We start from the raw sequence: 5492 nt of genomic DNA, 5'->3' as shown, positions 1-5492 counted from the left end.
TGTCGAGCCAGATAAAATAAAATGACGCACCTATCCAGGCTACCCCGGCAATCACATGGAACCAGCGAACAAATAAAGACAGCCAATCAAGCCATGGCATGCGTACACTCCTGTTGTTGATAAACGGGTTTTCCTGCCACCCAGGTGGCCACAGTGGCGCGATCGTCTCCCAGCATGGTGAGTGCAAATAAGGCATCCTCTGCCTGAGTAGGATCGCTGACGCGCAGTGCAGTAAGGGTATCGAATCGCGGGTTTAGTACCACAAAGTCGGCATCGCTGCCGGTGTTAAAGTTACCTATTTTATCGCTCAGGCCCAGGCTCACCGCCGCGCCCTGAGTGAGTTTGTATAAGCCTTCCAGTGCCGACAATTTGTATTGTTGCAACTGACAAATTTTGTAGGCTTCGCCAAGGGTTTTCAGCATATTAAAGCTGGTGCCGCCGCCTACATCGGTAGCCAGTGTAACCGGCACGTTATACTGATTTGCTTTGGCCATATCAAACAATCCACTGCCAAGAAATAGATTTGATGTAGGGCAAAAAGCGGCAATCGCGCCTTGCGCACCCATGCGCTGCCATTCACTGTCAGACAAGTGAATACAGTGGCCGTATACCGCGCGCTGGCGCACCATGTGGTATTTCTCGTATACCGCCAGATAGTCTTCACAATCGGGATACAGGGTCTTCACCCAGGCAATTTCATCGTGATTTTCCGACAAGTGAGTTTGAATAAACACATCTTTGTACTGCTGTGCCAGTTCTCCCAGCGCTGCCATTTGTTCGGGCGAGCTGGTGGGGGCAAAGCGCGGAGTAAGCGCATAATAATTGCGGCCTTTGCCGTGCCAGTCATTAATCAACGCGGCACTGTCAGCCTGCGCCGATGCGGCGGTATCCTGCAACCAGGGTGGACAGTGCCTGTCCATGCAAACTTTTCCGGCGATGGTTAGCATATTGCGCTGGCTTGCGGCGTGAAATAACGCTTCCGCCGATGCCTTGTGCACACTGGTGTAGACCATACCCGTTGTTGTACCGTTCTTCAGGCATTCGGTTAAAAACACCTCTGCCATTTTTGTGGCGAAGTCGCAATCACTGAACTGGCGCTCAGCCGGAAAGGTGTAATTATCCAGCCAGGTAAGTAATTGTTCACCATATTTGGCAATGATTTCGGTTTGCGGAAAGTGCAGGTGTGTATCAATAAAACCCGGCAATATCAAACAATCCCGGTAATCTGTTACCGGCACATCCGGATGTAATGCGCGTAAGGCATCATAGTGCCCGACACCCGCAATGTTGCCGCCCTCGATTAACAGCGCACCGTCGCGAAACTGTTCGATGTCAGCGTGATACTGTGTAGTGGCCACCGGAAAATGATGAACGGCGCCGCGAATGAGTTGCTTTTGAGACACTAGCTACCCCGGTAACTGCTAAAGCCAAAGGGCGAAATTAACAAGGGTACATGGTAGTGCTTGCCTGAAGACGTCATTGAAAAATGTATATCCACAAAGGGGTAGAAAGACGCGCCATGTGTATTGATGAGGTAGCGCTCACAATGAAAGCGCAGTTGATAGGTGCCGTCCTCAAAGGCAATGCCCGGCCATTCTTTACAGCGGCCATCGGCGTTGGTTTCAACGGTTACCTGTGCGCCATTGGGGCAGGTAAGCGTAACCGGTAAACCGGAAACCGGCTTACCGGATGTGGTGTCTAATACGTGACTGGATAAGCTGATCATGATGGTTTCCTATTGGCAATCCTTTTGGTTATCCTGCTTGGTTCGATGGGGTAAGACCCTTGTCGATACGCAGTAATGTAATATTAATTTGTTGCGCGGCAGCGTTATCTAACTCGGTTTGGGTGTCGTTAGGTAATCTGGCTTTCAGTGCATTGAGCATCGTCTCTGCACTTAACCCCGTTGCACAAATAATAAAAATAAAGCCGTGCTTGTGTTTATAGGCGTGATTCAGTTCGTGCAACTGCTGCAGGGTTGCTTCACTGGCTTGCTGCGTGCCTTGTTGTTCCGACGCGGCTGTTGCCTGGGTATTGGCATATTTTGCCCGCAAGCTGTTTACGTCGCCGATCATCGGATGGCCTTCAAACGCTTCCAGATAGTCGGCTTTTTCCATTGTTGCCCACAGTGTTTTGGCCGTGTCTTTCAGCGCATTTATACTGCTATAGGGGCGCTGCTCAGCCATTTTTTTACACCAGTTTGACGCGCTGCAGGTGGTTTCAAACCACTGGTAAGCGTCCTGCGCCGGCAATGAATTCAGTTGTTCAAGCGTCATACGTTTCCTGTTGTGCGTGGTGTGCTTGCGACAGTGTGTCGCGTTTGTGCAGGCGTTGAATAATTTGCGCACTTACCGATACCGCAACTTCAATGGGCAATTTGCCGGGTACTGACAGTTCGCCTATTGGAGTAATAAAGTCATCAAGTCTGGATTGCGCAACGCCTTTAGCCAGCAACCGCTGTTGAAAGCGTCTGGCTTTGGTGTCGGAGCCTATCATGCCTACATAAGGCAAATCCTGTCGTTTCAGTGCTTTCTCAGCCAGTTCAAAGTCGAGCTGGTGATCGTGGGTCATGATAATTACCCAGCTATCAGTGGGAAGCAGGGCGATTTCACCCGCGGGGGTATCGTCCAGTGTAAACGTTGTGTTCGACGGTAGCATTTGCTTAGGGGTAAGGGCTTCGCGATTATCAATCCAACGAATTTGCACGGGTAACTGGGCCAGAATTGGTACCAGCGCCTGCGCCACATGGCCCGCCCCAAACAGAGCAATCACCTGTTGATGACTCACATGGGTTTCAATGAGTAGTTTTACCGCACCACCACAACATTGGCCAAGGGTGCTGGCAAGGGGAAATGAATGCAGAGTTTGCTGGTTTCTACGTTGCTGTGTGGCGTCTACCAGTGCTTTACGCGCTAACTCAATGGCTTTAAATTCAAGGTGTCCACCGCCGATGGTGTCATACTGGCGGTCGGGGGTAACCACCATTTTAGTGCCCTGATCGCGAGGGGTTGAACCCGCTGTGGTGAGTACTGTGATCAGTGCATAAGGTTCGGCCGCACTTTCGAAGTGATTCACGGCTTCATACCAGCGCTGAATCTGCCAGTTTGGGGTTGGCAGGAGGTATTCTGGCTTATGCATCCTGGTTCTCCGTGAGAGCTGTAATGGCCTCGAGCACACGCTCCGGTGTGGCGGGGACTGCAATATCGGGGTCCTGTTGGTAATCTGCCAGGCTGGCTACCGCATCTTTAATGGCGCACCACACTGAGATCGCCAGCATAAAAGGGGGTTCACCCACTGCTTTGGAATGATAGATACTGTCTTCATTATTCGGGCGGTCAAACAGGGCCACGTTGAAGTGAGCAGGCGTATCGCCCACTGCGGGAATTTTATAGGTGGCCAGATTGTTACTGATGAGCTTGCCGTTGTTATCCCAGCGCAAGTCTTCAGTGGTCACCCAGCCCATACCCTGAATAAAGCCTCCCTCAATCTGGCCTCTGTCGATAGCTGGATTGAGGCTGGTACCTACGTCGTGGAGGATGTCTACTGCGTCTACCGTGTATTCGCCGGTCAGGGTGTCTACACTTACTTCAGATACCGCTGCACCGTTGGCAAAATAGAAGAACGGGCGGCCACTGCCTTTTTCTCTGTCGTAAAAAATTTTCGGTGTGCGGTAATAACCGGTTGCCGACAGCGAAATTCGCGCCATGTAAGCTTGCTGAATCACGTCTGCAAATGCAACAGCGTGTTCGCCTGCACTAACATAACCGTTGGCGAACGTCACCGCATCGGCTGAAACCTGATAGGTATCAGCAAATAACGCCGCCAATCGCGCCTTTAAGGTTAAGCAGGCATTTTGTGCGGCTTTACCATTTAAATCGGTACCACTGGAAGCGGCAGTGGGCGAGGTATTGGGCACTTTGTCGGTGCGTGTGGCGGTGACTTCAATATTGTCCAGTTCAACCCCAAATTCATGGGCTACGATCTGGCCAATTTTGGTATGTAAACCCTGACCCATTTCGGTGCCGCCGTGATTTACCTGAATACTCCCGTCGGTGTACAGGTGAATGAGCGCACCGGCTTGATTCAGGTGTTTGGCAGTAAACGAAATACCAAATTTTACCGGCGTGAGAGCCAGCCCTTTTTTGATAATAGGACTGTGGCGGTTAAATGCAATGACCTCTTCTCTGCGCTGCCAGTACTGACTGCTGTTTGCCAATTGTGAAATCAACTCAGGGAGAATGTTTTGTTCCAGCGTCATGCCATACGGGGTGGTAAGGCCCTTTGCTTCGCTGTAGAGGTTTTGCATACGCACGGTTAACGGATCTAACCCGGTGCGACGCGCGATTACATCCATCATTAATTCGGCCATGATCATGCCCTGGGGCCCGCCGAATCCGCGAAACGCGGTGTGCGATACCATGTGCGTCTTCAATCGGTTACCAGTGATCGCCGTAGCACCCAATTGATAGGCATTGTCTACATGAAACATAGCGCGATCGACTATAGCGTCAGACAAATCTGGTGAATTTCCGCAGTTGCCATTTACGGTAATCTCTGCCCCCAGCATGTTACCTTCGCTATCAAAACCAATGTTATAGCTGTTTTCAAACGGATGACGCTTGCCGGTAACCTGCATATCCAGTGCACGCGGTAGCCGCATTTTTACAGCGCGGCGCTGACGCATTGCAAACACTGCCGCCAAACATGCCCATTGGGCAGCTTGTGACTCTTTACCGCCAAAACCGCCGCCCATTCGGCGCATGTCTACCGTGACTTTGTGTAGTTTTACCCCTAGTACTTCTGCAACCAGTTTTTGCACTTCACTGGGGTGCTGACTGGAGGTATAAATCATCACGCGATCTTCTTCTTCCGGCAACGCCAGGCTAACCTGACCCTCCAGATACAAATGCTCCTGTCCCCCTATACTGAGATGCCCTTGTGCAGTCATCTGCGCTTGTTCGAGCGCAGCACCTGCGTCGCCCTGACCAAACGCATGGGGCGGTCGAACTGTGCTGTTGGCGGCCAGAGCCTGATCAACCGTCAGGATTGCGCTGGCTGGAGCGATGTCCATGGTGGCCAGTGTTGCTGCGTAGCGGGCCTGCTCTTCAGTACCGGCCAGTACCGCGAATACCGGTTGGCCATGGAATTTAATCTCGCCGTCCAGCAGAATTGGATCGCCTTCAAACACCGGTCCGATATCTGTGTGACCTGGAATGTCATCAATCGTAATGACATCAATCACACCGGGAGCGTGTTTAACCGCTGTTAAATCCAATGCCGATAATGTGCCGCTTGCTACCTGAGTAATACCTACGCAGGCATAGGCGATATTGGCTGGCACCGGAATATCATCGACATAGCGGGCATTACCCGCCACCTGACGTACCGCGCTTTCATGTTTTGAAGACTTCAGCAGGGGTGAGTCACTGGTTTGATGTTGTGGTTGGTCTATTAGTTTACGCATAATGTGGAACCCGTGTGGAAACTAGCAG

6 protein-coding genes are annotated in these 5492 nt (G+C 51.4%); all 6 read right to left on the bottom strand.

The genetic code is table 11. The features are described from left to right. Window positions 1-100, bottom strand: a 100-nt coding sequence (locus ACLR2L_RS18585) for a urate hydroxylase PuuD (protein ID WP_413370320.1), incomplete at its 3' end; no start/stop codon positions are given. Beyond that, window positions 87-1403 (bottom strand): guanine deaminase, encoded by a 1317-nt coding sequence (guaD, locus tag ACLR2L_RS18580; RefSeq protein ID WP_413370318.1) that lies wholly within the window; start codon window positions 1401-1403, stop codon window positions 87-89. The genes ACLR2L_RS18585 and guaD, both read right to left, overlap by 14 nt. Next, window positions 1403-1726 (bottom strand): hydroxyisourate hydrolase, encoded by a 324-nt coding sequence (uraH, locus tag ACLR2L_RS18575; protein WP_413370317.1) that lies wholly within the window; start codon window positions 1724-1726, stop codon window positions 1403-1405. Before uraH ends, guaD begins: the two co-directional genes overlap by 1 nt. A gap of 28 nt (window positions 1727-1754) precedes the next feature. Continuing rightward, window positions 1755-2276, bottom strand: coding sequence for a 2-oxo-4-hydroxy-4-carboxy-5-ureidoimidazoline decarboxylase (uraD, locus tag ACLR2L_RS18570; RefSeq protein WP_140960318.1), 522 nt, complete (start codon window positions 2274-2276; stop codon window positions 1755-1757). Then, the gene (xdhC, locus tag ACLR2L_RS18565) at window positions 2266-3138 is read right to left on the bottom strand and encodes a xanthine dehydrogenase accessory protein XdhC (RefSeq protein ID WP_413370315.1); all 873 of its coding nucleotides are present in this window, start codon (window positions 3136-3138) and stop codon (window positions 2266-2268) included. Before xdhC ends, uraD begins: the two co-directional genes overlap by 11 nt. Beyond that, window positions 3131-5464 carry a xanthine dehydrogenase molybdopterin binding subunit gene (gene xdhB / locus ACLR2L_RS18560; RefSeq protein WP_413370313.1) on the bottom strand — a complete coding sequence of 778 codons (2334 nt, stop codon included), beginning with the start codon at window positions 5462-5464 and terminating at the stop codon, window positions 3131-3133. Before xdhB ends, xdhC begins: the two co-directional genes overlap by 8 nt. Window positions 5465-5492 lie beyond the last annotated feature (28 nt).

The organism is Alteromonas sp. AMM-1, from assembly GCF_047290655.1.
Taxonomy (GTDB): domain Bacteria; phylum Pseudomonadota; class Gammaproteobacteria; order Enterobacterales; family Alteromonadaceae; genus Alteromonas; species Alteromonas mangrovi.
This window is presented reverse-complemented; position numbering and strand designations above follow the sequence as displayed.

Excerpts from the sequence above, each read along its gene's own strand:
- xdhC (WP_413370315.1), bottom strand. The coding sequence starts at position 3,138 with ATGCATAAGCCAGAATACCTCCTGCCAACCCCAAACTGGCAGATTCAG.
- xdhB (WP_413370313.1), bottom strand. The coding sequence starts at position 5,464 with ATGCGTAAACTAATAGACCAACCACAACATCAAACCAGTGACTCACCC.
- uraH (WP_413370317.1), bottom strand. The coding sequence starts at position 1,726 with ATGATCAGCTTATCCAGTCACGTATTAGACACCACATCCGGTAAGCCG.
- uraD (WP_140960318.1), bottom strand. The coding sequence starts at position 2,276 with ATGACGCTTGAACAACTGAATTCATTGCCGGCGCAGGACGCTTACCAG.